Source organism: Shigella sp. FC1661 (assembly GCF_001712525.1).
GTDB lineage: Bacteria > Pseudomonadota > Gammaproteobacteria > Enterobacterales > Enterobacteriaceae > Escherichia > Escherichia coli.
Map to the genome: position 1 here is coordinate 1 of NZ_MDGW01000210.1, position 23,010 is coordinate 23,010.

Annotated in this window: 13 protein-coding genes, 1 tRNA gene and 4 pseudogenes; 7 read left to right on the forward strand and 11 right to left on the reverse strand. The window is 51.6% G+C overall.

The window, feature by feature from the left end; genetic code table 11:
* Positions 1-287 (reverse strand): transposase (locus BFF42_RS12885; RefSeq protein ID WP_000567737.1); only part of this gene is annotated, 287 nt, incomplete at its 3' end.
* 63 nt (positions 288-350) lie between these two features.
* Here BFF42_RS12885 and ycaC point away from each other — a divergent pair.
* A pseudogene (gene ycaC, locus BFF42_RS12890) lies at positions 351-968 on the forward strand (isochorismate family cysteine hydrolase YcaC).
* A 34-nt stretch (positions 969-1,002) separates the two neighbouring features.
* Here the strand turns inward: ycaC and dmsC are convergent.
* The 8 genes and pseudogenes from dmsC to lrp form a co-directional block, all read right to left on the reverse strand.
* Entirely contained in the window at positions 1,003-1,866 is an 864-nt protein-coding gene (dmsC, locus tag BFF42_RS12895) for a dimethyl sulfoxide reductase anchor subunit DmsC (RefSeq protein ID WP_000534637.1), read from the reverse strand.
* Position 1,867: 1 nt separating this feature from the next.
* On the reverse strand, positions 1,868-2,485 hold the full coding sequence (gene dmsB / locus BFF42_RS12900) for a dimethylsulfoxide reductase iron-sulfur subunit DmsB (RefSeq protein WP_000213098.1): 618 nt from the start codon (positions 2,483-2,485) through the stop codon (positions 1,868-1,870).
* A gap of 10 nt (positions 2,486-2,495) precedes the next feature.
* Positions 2,496-4,940, reverse strand: a pseudogene (gene dmsA, locus BFF42_RS12905) (dimethylsulfoxide reductase subunit A).
* A gap of 238 nt (positions 4,941-5,178) precedes the next feature.
* Positions 5,179-6,471 (reverse strand): serine--tRNA ligase, encoded by a 1,293-nt coding sequence (serS, locus tag BFF42_RS12910; RefSeq protein WP_000886694.1) that lies wholly within the window; start codon positions 6,469-6,471, stop codon positions 5,179-5,181.
* A 90-nt stretch (positions 6,472-6,561) separates the two neighbouring features.
* Entirely contained in the window at positions 6,562-7,905 is a 1,344-nt protein-coding gene (gene rarA, locus BFF42_RS12915) for a replication-associated recombination protein RarA (RefSeq protein ID WP_000067758.1), read from the reverse strand.
* A 10-nt stretch (positions 7,906-7,915) separates the two neighbouring features.
* A complete protein-coding gene (lolA, locus tag BFF42_RS12920; RefSeq protein WP_001295343.1) occupies positions 7,916-8,527 on the reverse strand; it encodes an outer membrane lipoprotein periplasmic chaperone LolA in 612 nt (203 codons plus the stop codon).
* Between the two features lie 154 nt (positions 8,528-8,681).
* A pseudogene (gene ftsK, locus BFF42_RS12925) lies at positions 8,682-12,652 on the reverse strand (DNA translocase FtsK).
* A gap of 134 nt (positions 12,653-12,786) precedes the next feature.
* Positions 12,787-13,281 (reverse strand): leucine-responsive transcriptional regulator Lrp, encoded by a 495-nt coding sequence (gene lrp, locus BFF42_RS12930; protein ID WP_000228473.1) that lies wholly within the window; start codon positions 13,279-13,281, stop codon positions 12,787-12,789.
* Positions 13,282-13,825: 544 nt separating this feature from the next.
* Between lrp and trxB the strand changes: the two are divergent.
* The 6 genes and pseudogenes from trxB to BFF42_RS12960 all read left to right on the forward strand — a co-directional run bounded on the left by trxB (position 13,826) and on the right by BFF42_RS12960 (position 19,991).
* Positions 13,826-14,790, forward strand: a pseudogene (trxB, locus tag BFF42_RS12935) (thioredoxin-disulfide reductase).
* 122 nt (positions 14,791-14,912) lie between these two features.
* Complete coding sequence (gene cydD, locus BFF42_RS12940) at positions 14,913-16,679, forward strand: heme ABC transporter permease/ATP-binding protein CydD (protein WP_039059444.1); 1,767 nt, start codon at positions 14,913-14,915, stop codon at positions 16,677-16,679.
* Complete coding sequence (gene cydC, locus BFF42_RS12945; RefSeq protein WP_039059446.1) at positions 16,680-18,401, forward strand: heme ABC transporter ATP-binding protein/permease CydC; 1,722 nt, start codon at positions 16,680-16,682, stop codon at positions 18,399-18,401.
* A 41-nt stretch (positions 18,402-18,442) separates the two neighbouring features.
* Entirely contained in the window at positions 18,443-19,147 is a 705-nt protein-coding gene (gene aat, locus BFF42_RS12950) for a leucyl/phenylalanyl-tRNA--protein transferase (protein ID WP_001241678.1), read from the forward strand.
* A 284-nt stretch (positions 19,148-19,431) separates the two neighbouring features.
* Complete coding sequence (gene infA, locus BFF42_RS12955) at positions 19,432-19,650, forward strand: translation initiation factor IF-1 (protein WP_001040187.1); 219 nt, start codon at positions 19,432-19,434, stop codon at positions 19,648-19,650.
* A 253-nt stretch (positions 19,651-19,903) separates the two neighbouring features.
* Positions 19,904-19,991, forward strand: a tRNA-Ser gene (locus BFF42_RS12960).
* A gap of 343 nt (positions 19,992-20,334) precedes the next feature.
* Here BFF42_RS12960 and clpA read toward each other — a convergent pair.
* Both clpA and clpS read right to left on the reverse strand, forming a co-directional pair.
* Positions 20,335-22,611: an ATP-dependent Clp protease ATP-binding subunit ClpA gene (clpA, locus tag BFF42_RS12970; protein ID WP_146759043.1), complete on the reverse strand. Its 2,277-nt coding sequence runs from the start codon at positions 22,609-22,611 to the stop codon at positions 20,335-20,337.
* A gap of 30 nt (positions 22,612-22,641) precedes the next feature.
* Positions 22,642-22,962: an ATP-dependent Clp protease adapter ClpS gene (gene clpS / locus BFF42_RS12975; RefSeq protein WP_000520781.1), complete on the reverse strand. Its 321-nt coding sequence runs from the start codon at positions 22,960-22,962 to the stop codon at positions 22,642-22,644.
* Positions 22,963-23,010: the final 48 nt, after the last annotated feature.

Consider the following 23,010-nt stretch of genomic DNA (forward strand, 5'->3'; position numbering starts at 1 on the left):
AGTTCATTTTCCATCGTTTTCTTGCCGAGCAGGCGCTGGAGTTCTTTAATCTGCTTCATGGCGGCAGCAAGTTCAGAGGCAGGAACAACCTGTTCTCCGGCGGCCACAGCAGTAAGACTTCCTTCCTGGTATTGCTTACGCCAGAGAAATAACTGGCTGGCTGCTACACCATGTTGCCGGGCAACGAGGGAGACCGTCATCCCCGGTTCAAAGCTCTGCTGAACAATTGCGATCTTTTCCTGTGTGGTACGCCGTCTGCGTTTCTCCGGCCCTAAGACATCAATCATCTGTACTCCAATGACTAGTCTAAAAACTAGTATTAAGACTATCACTTATTTAAGTGATACTGGTTGTCTGGAGATTCAGGGGGCCAGTCTACTGCCGTTTTGCTTGTTGATCACCAGGCTGGTTTACTTTCCCTTGTACGGGATATCGAACCCGATAAGTTTAAAAATAACGTGCTGGCGCTGGGTGACCAGGCTAAGTATTTCAACTTACCAACTATTCTTACCACCAGTTTTGAAACCGGTCCTAACGGCCCATTAGTTCCAGAACTGAAAGCACAATTCCCCGATGCACCTTACATTGCTCGCCCGGGAAATATTAACGCCTGGGATAACGAAGATTTTGTAAAAGCTGTCAAAGCGACAGGTAAAAAACAGTTAATTATTGCCGGTGTGGTAACCGAAGTTTGCGTGGCATTCCCGGCGCTTTCAGCCATTGAAGAAGGGTTTGACGTCTTTGTCGTGACTGACGCGTCAGGGACCTTTAATGAAATTACCCGGCATTCGGCATGGGATCGCATGTCGCAAGCTGGTGCGCAATTGATGACATGATTCGGCGTGGCGTGCGAGCTGCATCGCGACTGGCATAATGATATTGAAGGACTGGCGACGTTGTTCTCTAACCACATTCCTGATTATCGTAATTTGATGACCAGTTATGACACGTTAACGAAGCAGAAATAAAAGAAAACCGGGGCCGAAACCCCGGTTGTTATGATTAGCTTGCGACGGCCATCCCCACGGTCATATGCAAACCATAGAATACGCCGCGACCGATTAATTCCCCTGCCAGAAGCAGAATGAATGATACAGAAAGTAGCGGAACCGCAGGCTGATAACCTTTTAGCTGTGGTGCAATCCACAAGCACAGGGCAACGGCCAAAAGCACGATCCGCCAGGACATCAGCGCACCATAGTCCGGCACCAGCGCTGCGGCCTGCTGCACAGAACTATGAATAGTCGCCAGCTCTGCGCCCTGCATCACTGACACCACGCCACTCACTACCAGTGCCAGTACAGAAATTGCTGGCAGCAGACGCATCGCCCAGCCATCGACGCCAGCCAGACTCAACAACAGGTAACCCAGTAACGGGCCGCCCATAAACATCGTCAGGAAGAAGCCCATCGGCGTCCAGATGCTGTACCAGGTCGGAACGGTATCAATGCTGTTATACACACGCACCATCATCCAGACAAAGATGACGCCAAGAACCATCGTCACTATCAGCCACAGCGTACGCAATGCCGGTGACAGCTTTTTCAGCATTGCCAGCAACCAGCCGATGCCGCCTACGGCAAAAAAGATCGAACCGCTGGCGATTTCGTTACTGAGTGCTGAAGCCCCTACCCGGTTGAGCGAGTTAAAAGCGCGCATTGGTGAACCAAGATGGAGCATAGAGGCGATAAAGCCAATGCCCATCAGCACCCATAAACCAAACATGCAGGCGATAACACGCTGCTGGGCTTCTGCTCGCAGGTCGCCTTTGAGCAGCGCCAAAGCCAGAACGATAAAACCACCTGCTACACATTGCCCGAAGACCGTGAAGATCATCAGCGGCCATTCATGCCATCCACTTCCCATCTCACACCTCCTTCGGGTTTGCCAGATAGCCAGTGGTATCCCCGGTCGGGCGGCTATTGGCATTGGGTTTGATCACAATATTCGGTTTGGTAAAGTGAGCTCGCGGCAACGGCGCAACGGCCGCCAGATCGCCATGTTTTTTACGCAGCTCGTCGATAGGGCCGAAATCCAGCGCCCGCAGCGGACAAGATTCAACACAGATCGGCTTTTTACCCTCCGCAACACGGTCATAACAACCATCGCATTTGGTCATATGGCCTTTCGTTTCGTTATATTGCGGTGCGCCATACGGGCAAGCCATATGGCAGTAGCGGCAGCCAATGCACACATCTTCATCGACCACAACAAAACCATCTTCACGTTTATGCATCGCACCGCTCGGGCAGACTTTAGTACAAGCCGGATCTTCGCAGTGGTTACATGAAATCGACAGATAGTAGGCAAACACGTTCTGGTGCCAGACACCGTTATCTTCCTGCCAGTCGCCGCCAGCATATTCATAAATGCGGCGGAAGCTGACTTCTGGCGTCAAATCTTTGTAGTCTTTACAGGCCAGCTCGCAGGTTTTGCAACCGGTGCAACGGCTGGAATCAATAAAAAATCCATACTGGGTTGTCATCGGTTACTCCTTACACCTTTTCAACCTGAACAAGGTTTGTATGTGACGGATTCCCCTTAGCGAGAGGAGACGGACGTTGAGTGGTCAGTACGTTGATACAACCGCCCTTATCGACACGTTTTGTATCCGGGTCATACCAGGCACCTTCACCCAGTGCGACCACACCCGGCATCATTCGTGGCGTCACTTTCGCCTCAATATGAACCTCACCACGATCGTTAAAGATCCTGACTTTATCGCCGTTGTTGATACCGCGTTTTTGCGCATCAAGCGGGTTGATCCACATTTCCTGACGGCAAGCTGCTTTCAGCACATCAACGTCGCCGTAAGTTGAGTGAACGCGAGATTTATAGTGGAAACCCGTAAGCTGCAGCGGATACTGTTTGTTCAACGGATCCTGATAACTTTCAAAGCCCGGCGTGTAGATCGGCAGTGGATCGATCACATCGCCTTCTGGCAATTCCCAGGTAGCGGCAATGTCAGCCAGCGCCTGCGAATAAATCTCAATTTTGCCCGATGGCGTGGTCAGTGGATTTGCCTGAGGATCTTCACGGAAAGCTTTATAAGCAACGTGGTGCCCTTGTGGGTCGCGCTTTTTAAAGATCCCCTGCTTGCGGAACTCTTCAAACGTTGGCAGTTCAGGAATCGCTTCCCGCGACTGGGCATACAGATGCCGCATCCACTCTTCCTGTGTACGGCCTTCAGTAAACTGTTGCTCAACGCCAAGACGTTTTGCCAGTTCGCTGGTCATTTCATAGATGGTCTTACATTCAAAGCGCGGTTTAATCACCTGATCGTTGAAAATCACGTAAGACATATTCCCGCAGGATGCATCCAGCGCAAAGTCCATCTGTTCGGAAGCGGTGCAGTCAGGCAGCAGGATGTCAGCATATTTCGCCGATGAGGTCATGTGGCAGTCGATAACCACAATCAGCTCGCACTTCTTATCATCCTGAAGGATTTCATGGGTACGGTTGATTTCAGAATGCTGGTTAATCAGGCAGTTACCGGCATAGTTCCAGATCATTTTGATCGGCACATCCAGCTTATCTTTCCCGCGTACACCATCACGCAGCGCCGTCATTTCCGGGCCACGTTCAATGGCATCGGTCCACATAAACATCGAAATGCTGGTCTGGATCGGGTTTTCCAAGGTCGGCATACGGACAAACGGTAAGCTGTATGAACCTTCACGCGCGCCGCTGTTGCCTCCGTTAATACCAACGTTACCGGTCAGAATCGCCAGCATCGAGATAGCACGGGTTGCGATTTCACCGTTAGCGTGACGCTGCGGGCCCCATCCCTGGCTGATAAACGCCGGTTTGGTACTGCCGATTTCACGAGCCAGTTTGATGATTTTGTCTGCCGGAACACCGGTGATTTGTGAGGCCCATTCCGGTGTTTTAGCCACGCCATCTGGCCCTTCACCCAGAATATAAGCTTTATAGTGGCCATTTTTCGGCGCACTGGCTGGCAGGGTTTTCTCATCGTAGCCAACGCAATATTTATCGAGGAATGCCTGATCCACCAGGTTTTCAGTGATCATGACGTACGCCAGACCGTTAACCAGTGCGGCATCTGTTCCCGGACGAATAGGGATCCACTCATCTTCGCGCCCGGCACCGGTGTCGGTATAGCGCGGATCGATGATGATCATGCGGGCATTAGATTTCTGGCGTGCCTGTTCAAGATAGTAAGTCACCCCACTGCCACTCATTCGCGTTTCGCCAGGGTTATTACCAAACAGCACTACCAGCTTACTGTTTTCGATATCCGACGGGCTGTTGCCATCTGCCCAGCCGCCGTAGGTATAGTTCAAACCTTCCGCAATTTGCGCGGAGGAGTAGTCGCCGTAATGGTTCAGATAGCCGCCGCAGCAGTTCATCAGCCGCGCGACCAGGGTATTTCCCGGCGGCCAGGAGCGGGTCATGGTGCCGCCCAGCGTACCGGTGCCATAGTTCAGATAGATAGACTCGTTGCCGTACTCTTTGATCAGGCGCTGCATATTGGTCGCGATGATGTCGTAGGCTTCTTCCCAGCTAATGCGCTCGAATTTGCCTTCACCGCGCGCCCCGACTCGTTTCATCGGATATTTCAGGCGGTCCGGATTGTAGACACGGCGACGCATGGAACGCCCACGCAGGCAGGCGCGAACCTAGTGCAGGCCGTCGTAATTGTCATCGCCGGTATTGTCCGTTTCGACATATTTGATTTCACCGTCCACGACGTGCATACGTAGCGGGCAGCGACTACCACAGTTAACTGTACAGGCGCTCCAGATAACCTTTTCGTCTGATTTTGTTGGAATGGCGCTATCGACAGCATGCGCAATCCGACTAAAAGGTAATGTTAATGCGCTGCTGGCCATTGCCAGGCCGCCGATCGCTGTCGTTTTTACCAAACCACGGCGACTCACCTCAGCAGCCAATACCGCATCAGGGATTTTCGTTTTCATAATGGCTCACTCAAGCTTGCTCACGATTGATTCCAGTAACAAACCGTATTGTGTAATTATTTCTATAGCAGCTCGCTATATAGGCTTGTATACATAGAATAATTTGAAAATCAAAGAGATAGGTAGATTTTCACTCGAAAGTAGTATTACGTGTAAGTGAGGAGTAATTATTGTTCGGTATCAAAGGGAGACAAAAAAAGCGCCCGCAGGCGCTTTTTAGATTCAGAAAAATTGGGTATTAGCCAATATATTCCAGTCCGTTCATATACGGACGCAGAACTTCTGGTACTTCAATACGACCATCAGCCTGCTGATAGTTTTCCATTACTGCAACCAGCGTACGACCAACAGCCAGACCAGAACCGTTCAGGGTATGAACCAGACGGGTTTTCTTGTCCGACTTGCTGCGGCAACGTGCCTGCATACGACGTGCCTGGAAATCCCAAACGTTGGAGCAGGAAGAGATCTCACGGTAGGTGTTCTGTGCCGGGATCCATACTTCCAGGTCATAGGTTTTGCAAGCGCCAAAGCCCATGTCGCCGGTACAAAGGATGATTTTACGGTACGGCAGGCCCAGCAGCTGCAGGACTTTTTCTGCATGACCAGTCATCTCTTCCAGCGCCGCCATTGAGTCTTCCGGGCGCACGATCTGCACCATTTCAACTTTGTCGAACTGGTGCATACGGATCAGACCACGGGTGTCACGACCATATGAACCGGCTTCAGAACGGAAGCATGGGGTGTGGGCGGTCATCTTAATTGGCAGATCATCTTCATCGATGATTTCACCGCGCACCAGGTTAGTCAGCGGAACTTCTGCCGTTGGGATCAGCGCATAGTTACTGGTGTCTGCTTCTTCTTCCAGCGGACGAGTATGGAACAGATCGCCAGCAAATTTCGGCAGCTGACCCGTACCGTACAGCGTGTCCTGGTTAACCAGGTACGGAACATAGTTCTCACTGTAGCCATGCTGTTCGGTATGCAGATCCAGCATAAACTGCGACAGTGCGCGGTGCATGCGAGCAATCTGCCCTTTCATTACCACAAAGCGGGAACCAGTCAGCTTAACTGCAGCTGCAAAGTCGAGGCCAGAGTGCATTTCACCCAGCGTCACGTGGTCACGAACTTCAAAGTCAAACTCACGCGGGGTACCCCAGCGGCTGACTTCAACGTTGTCATTTTCGTCTTTACCTACCGGCACTTCATCTGCAGGCAGGTTAGGGATGGTCAGCGCGATATCGCGAATTTCAGCCTGTAAAGCATCCAGCTCGGCTTTTGCTGCATCCAGCTCTTCGCCCAGTTTGTTCACTTCCAGACGTAAAGACTCGATATCTTCCCCGCGCGCTTTCGCCTGGCCAATGGATTTCGATCGGGAGTTACGCTCCGCTTGCAGGTTTTCCGTTTTGACCTGCAATACTTTACGACGCTCTTCGAGAGCGCCCAGCTTATCTACATCCAGCTTAAAGCCCCGGCGTGCCAGTTTTTCAGCGACTGCGTCTGGCTCATTACGCAGCAGATTGGGATCGAGCATGCTTATCCTGTGCTTATCGAATTAAATGGGAGATGTGGCCACAGCCTGCGACCACAGGGATACAGTAACAACATTACCGCAACGATAACATTAACGGTAGCGTTTTATGGGGCTATTTTGATCCTGTTCAGCCAGCCAGGCGAGCTTTTCGCCAATCTTGCCTTCAAGGCCCCTGTTTGTCGGGAAATAATAGCGTGTTTGTGCTATTTCCCGCGGGAAGTAAACCTCACCGGCAGCATAAGCGTTTGCTTCATCATGAGCGTAACGATATTCCTGCCCGTAGCCCATTTCCTTCATTAATTTCGTCGGCGCATTACGCAAATGAACCGGCACGTCATAATCCGGACGTTCGCGAACATCCGCCAGCGCAGCTTTAAACGCAGTGTAGACAGCGTTGCTTTTTGGCGCGCAGGCCAGGTAAACAATCGCCTGAGCAATGGCGCGTTCACCTTCCGCCGGGCCAACGCGAGTAAAGCAATCCCAGGCTGCAATTGCCACCTGCATCGCTCGTGGATCAGCATTACCCACATCTTCAGACGCAATCGCCAGACAGCGACGCGCAACATATAACGGATCGCCACCGGCAGTAATAATTCGCGCATACCAGTACAGCGCCGCATCGGGTGCGCTACCACGTACCGATTTATGCAGTGCGGAAATGAGATCGTAAAAGCGATCACCTTTGTTATCAAAGCGGGCACTACGTTCACCTGCGATTTCGGTCAGTAATTCAGGCTTCAGGACCCGCTTACCGCTATCATCGACTTCGGCCATATCCGCCATCATTTCCAGCGTATTTAACGCCCGGCGCGCGTCGCCATTCACCAGTTCAGCAATGGCGCGTCGTGTTTCATCTGGCAGAACAATATCCTGACCACCATAGCCACGGGTTTTGTCTTCCATCGCCTGAGTTAGTACTTGCTCAATATCCTCTGTACTCAGGGATTTCAACAGATAGACACGGGCACGGGAAAGCAGTGCCGAATTAAGCTCAAACGACGGGTTTTCAGTGGTTGCGCCAATAAAAGTGATGGTGCCGTCTTCAATATGTGGCAGAAATGCATCCTGCTGGCTTTTGTTGAAACGGTGAACTTCGTCAACAAAAAGAATAGTGCGGCGACCTGCATTGCGGTTTTGCCGGGCGCGCTCGATCGCCTCGCGAATCTCTTTCACGCCAGAGGTGACGGCAGAAATACGTTCCACATCAGCGTTCGCATAGCGGGCAATCACTTCAGCGAGAGTTGTTTTGCCGGTACCCGGTGGCCCCCAGAGGATCATAGAATGCAGATGCCCGGCTTCGATAGCGCGCGGCAACGGCTTCCCCGCAGCCAGCAAATGTTGCTGGCCGATATACTGTGCTAAATTTTCTGGCCGCATACGCGCGGCCAGAGGTTGAAAAGTATTATCCGAAAAATCGAGCGACAGATTGCTCACTCAGGTGCCTCTACTTACGTTGATCATCTACCGTGACGCCTTGCGGCGGGGTGAAGGTAAATTTCGCTGCATCCACAGCCCCATTTTGCTGGGATTTCAGTTGATAACTGCTGCGCTGATCGTCCTGCTCCACCGCGCTAAACTGATGGATTGTGCCATCACGTCCCACGTTAATGGTGAACTGCTTCAGATTGCCATTGCTGGCTTTCGGCGTCAGGACAAAGTCATCGCCATTCTGTTTGATATTGTACTGCTGCCAGTCGCTGGACTGGTTGCGGGCAATCAGCATAAACGGCGTATTACCGGTGGCATCTTTCAGCCAAGTTGCCGTAGCTTGCTCAACGAACGGGTTATAGAACCACAGTGTTTTACCGTCAGAAACCAGAATGCTTTCATCAGGTTGTGTCATATGCCAGTTGAATAAGTTTGGACGTTTCACCCACAGATCGCCCTGACCTTCCTGCACCGCCGCGCCGCTACCGTCAGTCACTTTTTGTGTGAAGCTGGCGTGGAAGCTGCTGACTTTATCCAGGCGGCTTTTCAGATCGCTTGCGGCATCAGCCCAAACGCTGCTTGCTACTAAGCTTGAGAGTAATGCACAGGTGATGGCAATTTTTTTCATCATTATTCCTCAAATTACGTCACTCCCGATCGGGAGTTCCCTCTACTCTCTATTCCAGGCTAATAATCAGCTTGAGGAAAAAAGAAAATACTGAATTTTCAGTTGATAGAGTGCCGGATGCGACGCTACCGCGCCTTATCCGGCAATGCATTAATTAGTCAAACGGCGGTGGGGCCAGCACTTCACGATTACCGTTGTGCCCCTGTTCGCTGACAATCCCCTGCGCTTCCATCTGTTCGATAATACGCGCTGCACGGTTATAACCAATGCGGAACTGACGCTGTACGCCAGAAATTGACGCTTTGCGTTTTTCAGTGACAAACTGCACCGCCTGATCGAACAACGGATCCAGTTCTTCAGCGCCATCGAAACCGCCCGCGCCACCTTCGCTTTCACTGTCGGAAGTGATGCCATCAACATACTGTGGGCGACCACGCGCTTTCCAGTCCTGCACCACGGCATGAACTTCCTGATCGCGAACAAAAGCACCATGGACACGTACCGGCAACGTGGAGTTCGGCCCAGAGTAGAGCATATCCCCCATCCCCAGCAGTGATTCCGCGCCAGCCTGATCAAGAATGGTACGTGAGTCAATCTTACTGGATACGGTAAAGGCGATACGGGTCGGAATATTCGCTTTAATCAGACCAGTAATAACATCAACCGATGGACGCTGAGTTGCCAGTACGAGGTGGATACCCGCGGCACGGGCTTTTTGCGCCAGACGTGCTATCAGCTCTTCCACTTTTTTACCTACCGTCATCATCAGGTCGGCAAATTCGTCAACCAACACCACAATGTATGGTTCTTTTTTCAGCACCGGATGCTGGGCATCCATACTGTCACCCGGCTTCCAGTACGGGTCTGGAATCGGACGCATCATGCGATCGGCTTCAGCAATTTTTTCGTTATAACCCGCCAGATTACGCACACCCAGCGCAGACATCAGTTTATAACGACGCTCCATCTCGTTAACACACCAGCGCAGCGCGTTGGCGGCATCTTTCATATCAGTAACGACTTCCGTTAACAGATGCGGAATGCCTTCATAAACCGAAAGCTCCAGCATTTTCGGGTCGATCATGATGAAACGCACATCTTCTGGCTGTGCTTTATAAAGCATGCTCAGGATCATCGCGTTCACACCGACAGATTTACCGGAACCGGTAGTCCCCGCAACCAACAAGTGCGGCATTTTCGCCAGATCGGCAACCACCGGCTCACCGGCGATATCTTTACCCAGCACCACGGTTAATGGCGACGGATTATCGCGGAATTTAGCGTTATCCAAAACTTCGCGCAGATAAACGGTTTGTCGTTTTTTATTTGGTAACTCCAGACCTACATAGGGTTTGCCAGGAATAACTTCAACGACACGCACCGCCACCGTCGAAAGTGAACGGGCAAGGTCCCGTGACAAGTTAGAAATGCGCGCCGCTTTTACGCCAGGAGCCAGGTTAAGTTCAAAGCGAGTGATAACCGGCCCCGGAGAGTAATTGACGACATCGGCTTTAATACGGAAATCAGCCAGACGCGCTTCCACCAGGCGAGCCATTTGTTCAAGCGCAAAGGTATCTACCGGCTCCACTTCGCTCGGCGGCGGTGTCAGCAAATCCAGAGAAGGCAGCGGCGTCGTCGGTTTATGCAACGGACGGCTGTCGCCATTACGCATCAACAGCGGATGAAGCAGGGTATCCTGCTGCTGCGGTGCAACCGGTTGTTGCGGCTGCTGATATTGTGGCTGCGGCGCAACCTGCTGTTGTGGCTGCTGATACTGCTGCTGCGGCGCAACCGGCTGTTGCGGCTGCTGATATTGCTGCTGTGGCGCAACCGGCAGTTGTGGCTGCTGATACTGCTGCTGCGGTGCAACCAGTTGTTGCGGCTGCTGTACAGGTTCAACAATTGGCGTAAACAACGGTTCGTGTGGACCATCATCCAGCAACGCTTTCATTGGCGAAAATTCAAAATCATCCAGCGAGAACGGATTCGCCCCAGCCGGTTGTTCGCCGGAATAACGTTGTTGTTGAGTTTGCGCAACTGACGAGCCAGTTCAGCCTCTGCCGCAGCATCTGCATCTTCTGCGTTTACGGGCACATCATGTTGATACTGTTCGCCATAGCGTTGCTGCTGTGTCTGGGCGAACTGACGTGCCAGTTCATCCTGCTGCATCGCATCGATTTCATCATCGTTATACTGATCGCCAGAATCATACTGATTGCGCCGGGCTTCACGGGCTTTCTCTTCCGCCGCACGCTGTGAGGGCAGCTTAATACCGTAAGACGCCAGTTCACGACGAGTTGGCACGCGGATACGTTTCGGTCGTGGCAACTGCGGGCCAATTCCCTCTTTGACTTGCGGACGCGGTCCACCGCTATTTGCCAGACTGAAGACTGGCGCGGCAACGGTTGCGGCAGCCCCCGTCGCCAGTGTCGCTTTTTTCACGCCAGATGCCAGCGGAGAAACAGCGGCAGCGGCTTCTACTGGAGGTACTGCTGCAACAGAAGGCGCTTTCAACGAAGATTTGATCGGTTCTGGTTCTTTAACCGGTTCTGGAATCGGTTGATACCAGGCCGCAAGTTGTTCACGTTCACGGGCTCGCTTCTCTTCCACTTCTTCAAAATAGTAAAGCGGCGGACGCGCGGGTTTTGTCTCTTCTACAACGGGTTCAGGCTCCACAACAGGCTGCTGTTCAACGGGTTGCGGCTGTTGGTACAACGGCTCCTGAGCGGCTGGCTGCTGATAAGTTTGCTCAGTCTGGTATGTAGACTGTGGAGCAAAAGTGGATTGCTGCTCTTCGGCTTGCCAGGCGTTACCTGCCACCGGTTGTTCTGGCGCAGGGGCATAATACGGCTGTTGCGCAGGCTGTTCCGGCGCAGTTGCGTAATACGGTTGCTGAACAGGTTGTTCCGCCGCAGGAGCGTAGTAAGGTTGTTGCAGCGGCTCATTATATTGCACTGCAGGCTGCGCATATTGTGGCTGCTGTGGGTAACCTTCCGGTGCAGGAGCAATAACCGGCTCTCCCGTTTGTGGACCCGGTACAGGCTGCCAGGCTACTGTAGGTTGCGAAGGTGGAACATCAACAGAAGTAACAGGCGGCGTCTGGGTCACAGGTTCAACCGGCGCAGCCCAGCTTTGTGTCGCCGTGGTAGCAGCAGCTGCTACAGCAACAGGTTCGGTAATTGGCGCACCGTTTAATAATGGATCGTATTCGTCATATTCTGGCTGCGTTGCACGATTGCCCGAAAATAGGACGTCGTCCGGGTCGGCAGCCACACCGCGTGCAGTGTAGATAATCTCTTCTTCATCATCCATCCGCTTACCGGAGAACAACGCAGCGTCTGTTTGCCGCCCCATCGGATTAATGAATTTTTCCGCCAACCGTTTACGACGCGCTAGCGCGCCGCGAAGAATACGGGCACGGCGTGATTCATGCTGTTTGCCGTGGTTTTCATCTTCATACTCTTCGTCATCTTCATATTCATCTTCATCGACCCAGGTATCATCGCGACGGGTACGATTACTGGCGAAGGTGAGAATGTTTAAAATCCAGCCGCCGAGTTTTTCAGCAATGGTCACCCATGACCAACCGGTGAACAGCGTCAGGCCCGCAGCCCAAACGCAGAGCAGCGCAATAGTTCCCCCGCTACTGTGTAGCAGTGGTTGTAACGTAGTGCTTAGTAAGCTGCCAATGACGCCACCGGAGGCAAAATACCAGATATCGTCAGCGTTGATTGCCGCCAGACCACAGGAGGTAAGGATGAGCGCCAAAACGCCAATGATGCGTAACGAAACGGCAAAATAATCAATGTATTCGTCACTGGACTGATGACACCAGGCAAACCAACAACCGCCGACAATAATGACGGGAATGGTGTAAGCCATCACGCCAAAAATAAAGAACAGCGTATCTGCCAGCCACGCACCGGGCATCCCACCTAAATTATGGATAGGTTCATGCCAGGCCGTTTGCGACCAGCTGGGGTCCGAAGGGTTAAAGCTTAGTAAGGCAGCCATCAACCAGACGGCAAACAGGACAATAAGGATCAGCAACGCTTCCAGAAGGCGACGGCCGCTACTTAACTTTGTCAATGTGACTTCTTTGTCTTCAGTGTATTCCTGGCTCAAGAAAGGCTCTCCAGGTTACAGGCTTTTCCTGCCCGATGCTAAAACGGACAACAGTACCAGGTTACCCCAGTACTGTTGCTGTATGGATTAACAGGAGTGTAATCAAAATACGCCGATTTTGCACCTGTTCCGTGTTAGCGCGTCTTAATAACCAGACGATTACTCTGCTTGACTTCTTCCATAACAACGTATGTCCGTGTGTCATTGACGCCAGGCAGACGCAGCAGGGTTTCCCCCAGCAACTTACGGTAAGCTGACATATCCGGCACGCGTGTTTTCAACAGGTAGTCGAAATCACCAGATACTAAATGACACTCCTGAATTTCTTCAAGTTTTTGTACAGCGGTATTGAATTGTTCAAACACATCCGGTGCGCCACGATTCAGAGTAATCTCAACGAATACCAGAAGTGATGCATCCAGATAATGGGGGTTAAGCAGCGCCGTATAGCCCTGAATAAACCCTTGTCTTTCCAGCCGACGCACACGCTCAAGGCACGGCGTTGGGGAAAGTCCCACACGTTTAGAAAGCTCGACGTTAGAAATACGCCCATCCTTTTGCAACTCATTAAGAATGTTACGATCGATACGGTCGAGATCTTTGCCAGGGCGCTTCTTGCTATCTACCATTATTATTGTCTCTCTGTATTCCTTCCCTACTCCTGTCTGACCCTGAAACATCACTGTTCAGAGTCGCTACCCGTCACGATAGACCGAAATCATGAAGATTCACGGCGCGCAATGCCTGGGTCTACGGTGAGAAGACCGTTGCCTTGTGGCAGCTATCGACATCACGAATGGCGTCTGTCCACGCCATACGTAGATTTCACTAGCACGGTAAACATGGTATTTACATGCATGGTTATGCGCATATAAGAATACTGTTTTTTTTCTTCCTCGAATGTTTTCGCAAAACACCAGGGGATTGTCAAAGCAAAACATCGATTTTTAGTACAACATGCCAGATATTCATTAACAGGGGCGTTTATTCATCATTTAATCAGCTTATAAAGCGGGAAATTTAAGTAGCAGAGGTGATAATGACGGGAGAATTTGACCTGCTTATCGATGCTGCCGATTGCACAAATTGTTAACAAAATCGTCATACTCTTTTTTTACGTCAGTAAATTCCCTACAATCCTGCCCATTGTCTGCCAACAACTATGGGGATCTCATGGGCACGACCAAACACAGTAAACTGCTTATCCTGGGTTCAGGCCCGGCGGGATACACCGCTGCTGTCTATGCGGCGCGCGCCAACCTGCAACCTGTGCTGATTACCGGCATGGAAAAAGGCGGCCAACTGACCACCACCACAGAAGTGGAAAACTGGCCTGGCGATCCAAACGATCTGACCGGTCCGTTATTAATGGAGCGCATGCACGAACATGCCACCAAATTTGAAACTGAAATCATTTTTGATCATATCAACAAGGTGGATCTGCAAAACCGTCCGTTCCGTCTGAATGGCGATAACGGCGAATACACTTGCGACGCGCTGATTATTGCCACCGGAGCTTCTGCACGCTATCTCGGCCTGCCCTCTGAAGAAGCCTTTAAAGGCCGTGGGGTTTCTGCTTGTGCAACCTGCGACGGTTTCTTCTATCGCAACCAGAAAGTTGCGGTCATCGGCGGCGGCAATACCGCGGTTGAAGAGGCGTTGTATCTGTCTAACATCGCTTCGGAAGTACATCTGATTCACCGCCGTGACGGTTTCCGCGCGGAAAAATCCTCATTAAGCGTCTGATGGATAAAGTGGAGAACGGCAACATCATTCTGCACACCAACCGGATGCTGGAAGAAGTGACCGGCGATCAAATGGGTGTCACTGGCGTTCGTCTGCGCGATACGCAAAACAGCGATAACATCGAATCACTCGACGTTGCCGGTCTGTTTGTTGCTATCGGTCACAGCCCGAATACTGCCATTTTCGAAGGGCAGCTGGAACTGGAAAACGGCTACATCAAAGTACAGTCGGGTATTCATGGTAATGCCACCCAGACCAGCATTCCTGGCGTCTTTGCCGCGGGTGACGTGATGGATCATATTTATCGTCAGGCCATTACTTCGGCCGGTACAGGCTGCATGGCAGCACTTGATGCGGAACGCTACCTCGATGGTTTAGCTGACGCAAAATAATTTTACAAATCAGTAACAAAAGTAAAGAAGGCGACACCTTGCGACTATGGGTCGCCTTTATTTTTTCCCCGTTGTAACATTGCTCTGCAAATAATTCTGATAACTCACCTGCTAAGCGTGCAATGAATAAATCTCGTCAAAAAGAGTTAACCCGCTGGTTAAAACAGCAAAGCGTCATCTCCCAACGTTGGCTGAATATTTCTCGTCTGCTGGGCTTTGTTAGTGGCATATTGATCATTGCCCAGGCCTGGTTCATGGCGCGAATTCTGCAACATATGATTATGGAGAATATTCCCCGTGAAGCCCTGCTGCTTCCCTTTACGTTACTGGTTCTGACCTTTGTACTGCGCGCATGGGTGGTCTGGTTACGCGAACGGGTGGGTTATCACGCCGGGCAGCATATCCGCTTTGCCATCCGCCGGCAGGTTCTCGACCGTCTGCAACAAGCAGGGCCAGCGTGGATTCAGGGTAAACCTGCGGGGAGCTGGGCGACGCTGGTACTCGAGCAAATTGACGATATGCATGATTACTATGCACGCTACCTGCCGCAAATGGCGCTGGCAGTGTCGGTGCCGTTGCTGATTGTGGTGGCAATCTTCCCCTCAAACTGGGCTGCGGCGCTCATTCTGCTGGGCACTGCACCGTTAATTCCGTTGTTTATGGCGCTGGTTGGAATGGGGGCTGCCGATGCTAACCGACGTAACTTTCTCGCTCTTGCTCGCTTAAGTGGGCATTTCCTCGATCGCCTGCGCGGCATGGAAACATTGCGTATTTTTGGTCGTGGTGAAGCTGAAATTGAAAGTATTCGTTCTGCTTCGGAAGATTTCCGCCAACGGACAATGGAAGTGCTACGGCTGGCATTTTTATCCTCCGGCATTCTCGAATTTTTTACCTCGCTGTCAATTGCTCTGGTGGCGGTCTACTTTGGTTTTTCCTATCTCGGCGAGCTGGATTTTGGTCACTACGATACTGGCGTGACGCTGGCTGCGGGTTTTCTGGCCCTGATCCTTGCGCCAGAGTTTTTCCAGCCATTACGCGATCTCGGTACGTTTTATCATGCTAAAGCCCAGGCTGTTGGTGCAGCTGACAGTCTGAAAACATTTATGGAAACCCCGCTCGCCCATCCGCAGCGTGGCGAGGTGGAATTAGCATCGACCGATCCGGTGACCATTGAGGCCGAGGATCTGTTTATCACGTCGCCGGAAGGTAAAACGCTGGCCGGACCGCTGAACTTTACTTTGCCAGCAGGCCAACGTGCCGTGTTGGTTGGTCGCAGCGGTTCAGGTAAAAGTTCACTGTTGAACGCGCTTTCTGGTTTTCTCTCATATCAGGGATCGCTACGAATCAACGGGATAGAATTACGCGATTTATCACCAGAATCATGGCGTAAACATCTCTCCTGGGTTGGGCAAAATCCACAATTACCGGCAGCAACATTACGGGATAACGTACTACTGGCGCGACCTGATGCCAGCGAACATGAATTACAAGCAGCGCTGGATAACGCCTGGGTCAGCGAGTTTCTACCGCTCCTGCCACAAGGCGTTGATACGCCTGTTGGCGACCAGGCTGCCCGCCTTTCCGTGGGGCAGGCGCAGCGCGTGGCGGTGGCCCGTGTGTTACTAAATCCCTGTTCGCTATTACTGTTGGATGAACCCGCTGCCAGCCTTGATGCTCACAGTGAACAGCGCGTAATGGAGGCGCTGAATGCCGCCTCTCTGCGCCAGACAACGTTAATGGTCACCCACCAGTTAGAAGATCTTGCTGACTGGGATGTCATTTGGGTTATGCAGGATGGCCGGATTATTGAGCAAGGACGTTACGCGGAATTAAGTGTGGCTGGTGGCCCATTCGCCACATTACTGGCCCATCGTCAGGAGGAGATTTAAATGCGCGCTTTGCTACCCTATCTAGCACTGTATAAACGTCATAAATGGATGTTAAGTCTTGGTATTGTGCTGGCAATTGTGACGCTGCTCGCCAGTATCGGACTGTTGACACTTTCCGGCTGGTTCCTCTCGGCCTCAGCGGTTGCGGGGGTTGCCGGACTGTACAGCTTCAACTATATGCTACCCGCTGCGGGCGTGCGTGGTGCCGCAATCACCCGTACTGCCGGGCGTTATTTTGAACGTCTGGTAAGTCACGACGCGACTTTCCGCGTGTTGCAGCATCTGCGCATTTACACCTTCAGCAAATTGTTGCCCCTCTCCCCTGCCGGACTGGCGCGCTATCGTCAGGGCGAATTGCTCAATCGCGTGGTGGCGGATGTTGATACGCTCGATCATCTTTACCTGCGCGTTATCTCGCCGCTGGTGGGCGCTTTTGTGGTGATTATGATGGTGACAATCGGGTTAAGTTTCCTTGATTTCACCCTCGCCTTTACGCTGGGCGGCATTATGTTACTGACGCTTTTCCTGATGCCACCGCTGTTTTATCGTGCGGGAAAAAGCACCGGGCAAAATCTGACTCATCTTCGCGGACAGTATCGCCAACAACTGACGGCCTGGCTGCAAGGGCAAGCTGAGCTGACCATTTTTGGTGCCAGCGATCGTTATCGCACGCAACTAGAGAATACAGAAATTCAATGGCTGGAAGCGCAACGCCGTCAATCTGAACTGACCGCATTGTCGCAAGTGATAATGCTGCTCATTGGCGCGTTAGCGGTGATCCTGATGCTGTGGATGGCGTCTGGCGGCGTTGGCGGCAATGCTCAACCCGGCGCGTTAATTGCCCTGTTTGTCTTCTGCGCGTTAGCCGCGTTTGAAGCACTGGCACCAGTAACGGGTGCATTTCAGCATCTGGGGCAAGTCATTGCCTCTGCCGTTCGGATCACTGATTTAACGGATCAAAAACCGGAAGTCACCTTCCCTGATACCCAAACTCGTGTTGCCGATCGCGTTTCGCTGACATTACGGGATGTTCAGTTCACTTATCCGGAGCAATCCCAACAGGCACTTAAAGGGATTTCTCTTCAGGTAAACGCCGGGGAACATATTGCGATTCTCGGGCGAACCGGATGCGGCAAATCAACACTGTTACAACTGCTGACCCGCGCTTGGGACCCGCAACAGGGCGAGATTTTGCTTAACGATAGCCCCATAGCCAGCCTGAATGAAGCGGCTCTACGACAGACCATCAGCGTTGTTCCTCAGCGAGTGCATCTGTTTAGCGCCACGCTGCGTGATAATCTGTTACTCGCCTCGCCTGGCAGTAGTGATGAGGCTCTGGCGGAGAGCTTGCGTCGCGTTGGTCTGGAGAAGCTGCTCGAGGATGCAGGTCTCAACAGTTGGTTAGGTGAAGGCGGACGCCAGCTCTCCGGTGGTGAACTGCGCCGTCTGGCTATCGCCCGTGCGCTGTTACATGATGCGCCACTGGTGTTGCTGGATGAACCTACCGAAGGCTTAGATGCCACAACCGAAAGCCAGATCCTTGAATTGCTTGCAGAAATGATGCGTGAGAAAACGGTGTTAATGGTCACCCATCGACTTCGCGGACTCTCTCGTTTCCAACAAATAATAGTGATGGACAACGGGCAAATTATTGAGCAAGGTACTCACGCAGAGCTGCTTGCCAGACAGGGGCGTTATTACCAGTTCAAGCAGGGTTTGTAAGCTATTATTGAACGATCCGACTTGCGTGGAGTTTTGCGGTCATGCGCCTGGTTCAGCTTTCTCGCCATTCAATAGCCTTCCCTTCCCCGGAAGGCGCATTACGTGAGCCTAACGGCCTGCTGGCACTTGGGGGCGATCTTAGCCCTGCGCGCCTGTTAATGGCTTACCAGCGTGGTATTTTTCCGTGGTTTTCTCCAGGCGACCCCATCCTCTGGTGGTCGCCCGATCCCCGCGCGGTGCTATGGCCAGAATCACTGCATATCAGCCGTAGTATGAAGCGATTTCATAAACGCTCGCCCTATCGTGTCACGATGAATTACGCTTTTGGTCAGGTCATTGAAGGCTGTGCCAGCGATCGCGAAGAAGGAACCTGGATCACGCGTGGCGTGGTCGAAGCCTACCATCGCCTTCACGAACTCGGCCATGCCCACTCCATTGAAGTCTGGCGTGAAGATGAGCTTGTCGGCGGTATGTACGGCGTGGCCCAGGGAACGCTATTTTGTGGCGAGTCCATGTTCAGCCGGATGGAAAATGCGTCTAAAACGGCGCTTCTGGTATTCTGTGAGGAATTTATCGGTCATGGCGGTAAGCTTATCGACTGCCAGGTCCTTAACGATCACACAGCATCGCTTGGTGCCTGCGAAATTCCCCGCCGGGATTACCTTAATTATCTCAATCAAATGCGCCTCGGACGATTGCCGAATAATTTCTGGGTACCACGATGCTTGTTTTCACCACAAGAATGAATGTTTTCGGCACATTTCTCCCCAGAGTGTTATAATTGCGGTCGCAGAGTTGGTTACGCTCATTACCCCGCTGCCGATAAGGAATTTTTCGCGTCAGGTAACGCCCATCGTTTATCTCACCGCTCCCTTATACGTTGCGCTTTTGGTGCGGCTTAACCGTGTGTTTTCGGAGTAATGTGCCGAACCTGTTTGTTGCGATTTAGCGCGCAAATCTTTACTTATTTACAGAACTTCGGCATTATCTTGCCGGTTCAAATTACGGTAGTGATACCCCAGAGGATTAGATGGCCAAAGAAGACAATATTGAAATGCAAGGTACCGTTCTTGAAACGTTGCCTAATACCATGTTCCGCGTAGAGTTAGAAAACGGTCACGTGGTTACTGCACACATCTCCGGTAAAATGCGCAAAAACTACATCCGCATCCTGACGGGCGACAAAGTGACTGTTGAACTGACCCCGTACGACCTGAGCAAAGGCCGCATTGTCTTCCGTAGTCGCTGATTGTTTTACCGCCTGATGGGCGAAGAGAAAGAACGAGTAAAAGGTCGGTTTAACCGGCCTTTTTATTTTGTGATATGTATGAAGTACTTTGGAAGTATAAGTCCGTAACTTGTCTCGATGTAGATATACTGCACAACTTGTTTACAGTATGAGCAAACAATAATTATCATTAAAATTCTTCTTGACCGTTTTACTCCAACTCCCTATAGTAGCGCCCCGTTGCCACCCATGAGGTTTGGTAGCAAAACAATTTGGTGAGGTGTCCGAGTGGCTGAAGGAGCACGCCTGGAAAGTGTGTATACGGCAACGTATCGGGGGTTCGAATCCCCCCCTCACCGCCATATTTAAAGAAGAGCTCGTACGAAAGTGCGAGCTTTTTTTTCGCATTTTATCTGTCTGTACGGCAGTGAACATGGTGGGCGGGTGGAGTATGTTACCTGTGAATTTCTAAGCTGCCTGTACGGCAGTGAACTCAAATACTACACGTTTAGCCCGTTGTTAATAAAGCAAAACCATCCCATTCTCCTGCAGCACCCTTTTTTATCCTTACCTTCCCGCAGCACTAATTATCAACAACTTACCATCATCATTAAAAAAAGGGTCTGAACCTCCTCCACCCCATAAACAAAAAGTCCGTAACCTCTTTCGAGATTACGGACTTGACCAACCTACCTAACAATCAGATTAATGCGCTGCTTCCGCCTTGTGCTTTTGTGCACTCTGGAATCCGTAAGTCAGCTCATTTTTCTCTTTATCCCGCTCGACGGTGACCTGACCGCCGTCCACCAGCGAACCAAACAGCAGTTCGTTGGCGAGCGGTTTTTTCAGGTTGTCCTGGATGACACGCGCCATCGGACGTGCGCCCATTGCCCGGTCGTAACCTTTCTCGGCCAGCCAGTTACGCGCTTCCTGGCTCACTTCCAGAGAAACACCTTTCTGATCCAGCTGAACCTGCAACTCGACGATGAATTTATCCACCACCTGATGGATCACGTCAGTTGACAGATGATCGAACCAGATAATGTTGTCGAGACGGTTACGGAATTCCGGTGTAAAGATCTTCTTGATCTCTTCCATCGCATCGGTGCTGTTATCCTGGTGGATAAGACCAATGGATTTACGCTCAGTTTCACGTACCCCGGCGTTGGTGGTCATCACCAGCACCACGTTACGGAAGTCCGCTTTGCGTCCGTTGTTATCGGTCAGCGTACCGTTGTCCATCACCTGCAACAGAATATTGAACACGTCCGGATGCGCTTTCTCGATTTCGTCCAGCAACAGCACCGCATGTGGATGCTTGATGACCGCATCAGTCAGCAAACCTCCCTGATCAAAACCAACGTATCCCGGAGGCGCACCAATCAGACGGCTGACGGTATGGCGTTCCATATACTCGGACATATCAAAGCGCAGCAGCTCAATGCCCAACGCTTTCGAAAGCTGTACCGTCACCTCTGTTTTCCCGACCCCGGTAGGGCCGGCAAACAGGAACGAACCAACCGGTTTATGTTCGTGACCTAAACCTGCACGCGCCATCTTAATGGCTTCAGTCAGCGCCTCAATGGCTTTATCCTGACCGAAGACCAGCATTTTCAGGCGATCGCCGAGGTTTTTCAGGGTATCGCGGTCACTCTGAGAAACACTCTTCTCTGGAATGCGCGCAATACGGGCCACCACGGACTCAATATCCGCCACATTAACGGTTTTCTTGCGTTTGCTTACCGGCATCAGGCGTGCGCGAGCGCCCGCTTCGTCGATAACGTCAATGGCTTTATCCGGCAGATGACGATCGTTAATGTATTTCACCGCCAGCTCTACCGCTGCACGCACCGCTTTTGCAGTATAACGCACGTCGTGGTGCGCTTCATACTTCGGTTTCAGGCCATTGATGATTTGAACAGTTTCTTCGATCGACGGTTCAGTAATATCAATTTTCTGGAAGCGACGCGCCAGAGCACGGTCTTTCTCGAAAATGTTGCTGAACTCCTGATAGGTTGTCGAACCAATTACGCGAATTTTACCGCTGGAGAGCAACGGTTTGATCAGGTTAGCCGCATCGACCTGGCCACCAGACGCTGCACCCGCACCGATAATGGTGTGGATCTCATCAATAAACAGGATGCTGTTAGTGTCCTGCTCCAGCTGCTTGAGCAACGCTTTAAAACGTTTTTCAAAGTCGCCGCGATATTTAGTGCCCGCTAACAGAGAACCGATATCGAGAGAGTAAATCGTACAGTCAGCCATCACTTCCGGCACATCGCCCTGAACAATTCGCCAGGCAAGACCTTCCGCAATCGCGGTTTTACCGACACCAGATTCCCCCACCAGCAGCGGGTTGTTTTTACGGCGACGGCAGAGAACCTGAATAGCACGCTCCAGCTCCTTCTCACGACCAATCAGTGGGTCGATTCCGCCCACGCGCGCAAGCTGATTCAGGTTCGTCGTGAAATTCTCCATACGTTCCTCCCCACCAGCTTGTTCTTCGCTGTTTGGCTGGCTGCCAGGATCAGAAGACTGTGTCGGCTCGTCTTTACGCGTGCCATGAGAGATAAAGTTCACCACATCGAGACGGCTGACTTCATGTTTACGCAACAGATATGCCGCCTGCGACTCCTGTTCGCTAAAGATAGCGACCAGAACGTTTGCACCGGTTACCTCATTGCGACCGGAGGACTGGACATGGAAGACCGCACGTTGCAGTACACGCTGAAAACTCAGCGTCGGCTGTGTGTCGCGCTCCTCTTCACTGGCAGGCAGAACGGGTGTGGTTTGTTCAATAAAGGCTTCCAGTTCCTGACAGAGCGCAACCAAATCCACAGAACACGCTTCCAGCGCCTCCCGGGCAGATGGGTTACTGAGCAGCGCCAGTAACAAGTGCTCGACGGTCATAAACTCCTGACGGTGCTCGCGCGCTCTGGCTAAAGCCATATTTAAACTGAGTTCCAGTTCTTGATTGAGCATAGGCACCTCCCCCAATTTTTATGCCTGCATTCAGGCTTTTTCTAGCGTACACAGCAATGGATGCTCATTCTCCCTCGCGTACTTGTTCACCATCGCCACTTTGGTTTCTGCAACCTCGGCGGTAAAGACTCCGCAAATGGCCTTCCCCTGGTAGTGAACAGCGAGCATCAATTGCGTTGCACGTTCTACATCATAAGAAAAGAATTTTTGTAACACGTCAATAACAAACTCCATCGGAGTGTAATCATCATTGACTAATATCACTTTATACATAGATGGCGGTTTTAGCGCGTCGCGAACTTTTTCTTCCGCCAGTTGATCAAAGTCCAGCCAGTCGTTCGTTTTACCCATTGTCAGTTATCATCTTCGGTTACGGTTATCGGCAGAACGCCCTGCCGC

Coding starts and splice junctions, on each gene's coding strand:
- lolA (WP_001295343.1), bottom strand. CDS start 8,527: ATGAAAAAAATTGCCATCACCTGTGCATTACTCTCAAGCTTAGTAGCA.
- dmsC (WP_000534637.1), bottom strand. CDS start 1,866: ATGGGAAGTGGATGGCATGAATGGCCGCTGATGATCTTCACGGTCTTC.
- dmsB (WP_000213098.1), bottom strand. CDS start 2,485: ATGACAACCCAGTATGGATTTTTTATTGATTCCAGCCGTTGCACCGGT.
- lrp (WP_000228473.1), bottom strand. CDS start 13,281: ATGGTAGATAGCAAGAAGCGCCCTGGCAAAGATCTCGACCGTATCGAT.
- serS (WP_000886694.1), bottom strand. CDS start 6,471: ATGCTCGATCCCAATCTGCTGCGTAATGAGCCAGACGCAGTCGCTGAA.
- cydC (WP_039059446.1), top strand. CDS start 16,680: ATGCGCGCTTTGCTACCCTATCTAGCACTGTATAAACGTCATAAATGG.
- aat (WP_001241678.1), top strand. CDS start 18,443: ATGCGCCTGGTTCAGCTTTCTCGCCATTCAATAGCCTTCCCTTCCCCG.
- infA (WP_001040187.1), top strand. CDS start 19,432: ATGGCCAAAGAAGACAATATTGAAATGCAAGGTACCGTTCTTGAAACG.
- cydD (WP_039059444.1), top strand. CDS start 14,913: ATGAATAAATCTCGTCAAAAAGAGTTAACCCGCTGGTTAAAACAGCAA.
- clpS (WP_000520781.1), bottom strand. CDS start 22,962: ATGGGTAAAACGAACGACTGGCTGGACTTTGATCAACTGGCGGAAGAA.
- clpA (WP_146759043.1), bottom strand. CDS start 22,611: ATGCTCAATCAAGAACTGGAACTCAGTTTAAATATGGCTTTAGCCAGA.